A 2,755-nucleotide genomic window follows, 5' to 3' on the forward strand; every position below is an offset into this window, starting at 1 on the left:
AAAAAAATGATCATAACAACATCTAAACTGCATTAAAACGCAGCTTAGCCAAAACGTTGTTGGCAACAAGCTGAAGAGACAAAATGAATAAATTAAAAACTGGAGAATTTTACGGAGTACATTACAAAAAATCAGCTTTTGACAACCTAATAATTACTGATACAGAATATACTCACAGTAAAGTAGATTGGCATTATCACGAAAATCCGTATTTCACTTATCTACTTCAAGGCAAATTATTTGAATCAAATAAAAAAGAATCCTACTATTTGGAACCAGGAAATCTATTGTTTCATAATTGGCAAGATGCACATTATAATATTAAATCACCAGAATTTACAAGAGGCTTTCATATTGAACTAAATCAAGAATGGTTTTTAAATTTTGATATTCAATTAAAAGATTTTGAAGGAAGTACCAACTTAAAGAATCCAATAATAAAGAACTTGATGAATCAGATATTTATCGAGACCAAAATAAATGACCAATATTCGAATTTAAGTATTGAGAGTAGTTTAATTAATATTTTCAATACAATAGAAAACAGTACAGAAAAGCAATCTAAAATCCCTATTTGGACGAATAAACTTCAAGAACTGCTATTTGAAGAAAACATTGATTATTCCTTAAATAATTTAAGTTCGATTTTAGGTTTACATCCTGTGCACTTATCTAGAAAGTTTAGGAAATATTTCGGAACGAGTTTAGGAAATTATTTAAGACTAATAAAAATCAATAAAGCTTTTAACTTAATCGTTTCAAACAAACTTTCAATGACAGAAATTTGCTATGAGTGTGGTTTTTACGACCAAAGTCATTTTATAACAAGCTTTAAACGAATTTACACTACTACACCTTCAAAAATTTTGAAGAAAATTTCCCAATGTTAATTTTATACAATTTTTAAAAATTAAATAATCTCATCTTTGTTCCTTAATCACTAATCAATCAAAATTATAGAATGAAATCGAATTGTTTTTTAGTTCTTATAGCGTGTTTATTACTATCCTGTAAAAATGATACTGCGTCTCAATCAATAAATACGGATTTAGACAAAAAAGGGAACTTATCTTTTTCCAAAGATGACATCGAAAGAATTAAATCTACATCATACAACCATATCAATAGGTTTACTTTAAACAAAGATGAGTTTCTCAATATTCACTTCACATTAGAAAAGCCACTAATACAAAGCCTTCAAAAAGTAGCACCAAATTTATCAGAAGATGAATTATTGGAAAAAGGAAATTTCCAATTTTCTTTCCTAGTAGATGGAAAAAAAGTTTACTTAGAAAACTTAAACAAAGGAGCTGGATTAAAAGCATCTAAAACAGAACAACTTAATCACACAATACGTTTGATAGCTCCGAATAAGTTAGATTATTGGGGTTGGTTTATGTGGTTGAAATTCATGAAATTAGGCGGTGGTCAAGACGAATTAAGTGAAGGAAATCATTCACTAACCATAGAAGTAAGACCTTATGTAAGAGTAGATAAATTAGAGGTCGGCTCTCTTTTAGCTAAAGGCAGTATTAGAATTGAAGTTGCTAAAATTAAGATAGATGAAAGTTTAGTTCCAATCCAAAAAATTCTACCAAATAGTGATTGGGACATATCGACAGGTTATGTTGATACTCAAAAAATAGAAGCACTAAATAGAAAAATAGCAGAAGACAGATTTGAGAACATCAATGGCCTTGTAGTAATTAAAGATGGTAAGCTATTGTTAGAAGAATATTTTAATGGGGAAAGTAGAGATAGTTTACACGACCCAAGGTCTGTCGGAAAATCGATAGCATCTACAATATTAGGAATTGCTATTGAAGAAGAGTTTATAAAAAATGAAAATAAAGCGTTAAAAAGCTTTTATAATTTGAATTCATACAATAATCACAGTATCAAAAAAGAATCTGTAACATTAAAATCGCTCTTAACCATGAGTTCTGGTTTTGATGGTGACGATAGTAATTACAGCAGTTTAGGAAATGAGGAAAATATGTATCCAACAAACGACTGGGTGAAATTCACACTTGACTTACCTATGAAAAAAGAAACAAATATTGGTGAGGAATTTGCCTACTTTACGGCAGGTGTAGTAGTTCTGGGAGATATTATACATAAATCGGTTCCCAATGGCCTGGTTTCTTATGCTGACAAAAAATTATTTAAACCGCTTGGAATAACAAATTATGAATGGGAATACACACCTCAAAATGTTGGTAATACCGCAGGTGGAATTAGATTGAGAGCACTTGACTTTGCTAAATATGGGCAACTATACAAAAACAAAGGGCTTTGGAATGGAAAACAAATTTTAAACGAGCAATGGGTAGAAAAAAGTTTAGGTAAACAAATAAAGCAGTCTCTTGATGAGGGTTATTATGGTTATTTGTTTTGGAACAAAACTTATAAAGTAAACAATAAAGAATATGAAGTTTCCTATTGCAGTGGTAATGGAGGAAATAAGGTGTTTATTTTTAAAGAAATTCCTTTTGTTGTGGTTATTACCGCTTCAGCATACAACAATCCAAATGCACATTCCAATGTTGACAAAATGATGATGGAATACATATTACCTGCAATAATCAATTAAGAATATGGCCAGTTGGCAACAACGTATATAAAAAATAGCAGTTTAGAGCTGAACATAAAGTTAAGTTCTTTTCTTCTATCTTTGTTTTAATCTGAAAATAAGCGTAAACAAATTATCAGCCTAAATCATTTTTTAACCTGTAGCCATATTTCAGGACTAGAC

2 protein-coding genes are annotated in these 2,755 nt (G+C 30.0%); both read left to right on the top strand.

The features are described 5' to 3' along the window. Positions 1-83 precede the first annotated feature (83 nt). Positions 84-890 carry an AraC family transcriptional regulator gene (locus tag BSU00_RS12670; RefSeq protein WP_105004700.1) on the top strand — a complete coding sequence of 269 codons (807 nt, stop codon included), beginning with the start codon at positions 84-86 and terminating at the stop codon, positions 888-890. A 71-nt stretch (positions 891-961) separates the two neighbouring features. Continuing rightward, on the top strand, positions 962-2,593 hold the full coding sequence (locus BSU00_RS12675) for a serine hydrolase (RefSeq protein ID WP_105004701.1): 1,632 nt from the start codon (positions 962-964) through the stop codon (positions 2,591-2,593). Positions 2,594-2,755 lie beyond the last annotated feature (162 nt).

The organism is Tenacibaculum sp. SG-28, assembly GCF_002954385.1.
In the GTDB taxonomy this organism is placed as follows: domain Bacteria; phylum Bacteroidota; class Bacteroidia; order Flavobacteriales; family Flavobacteriaceae; genus Polaribacter.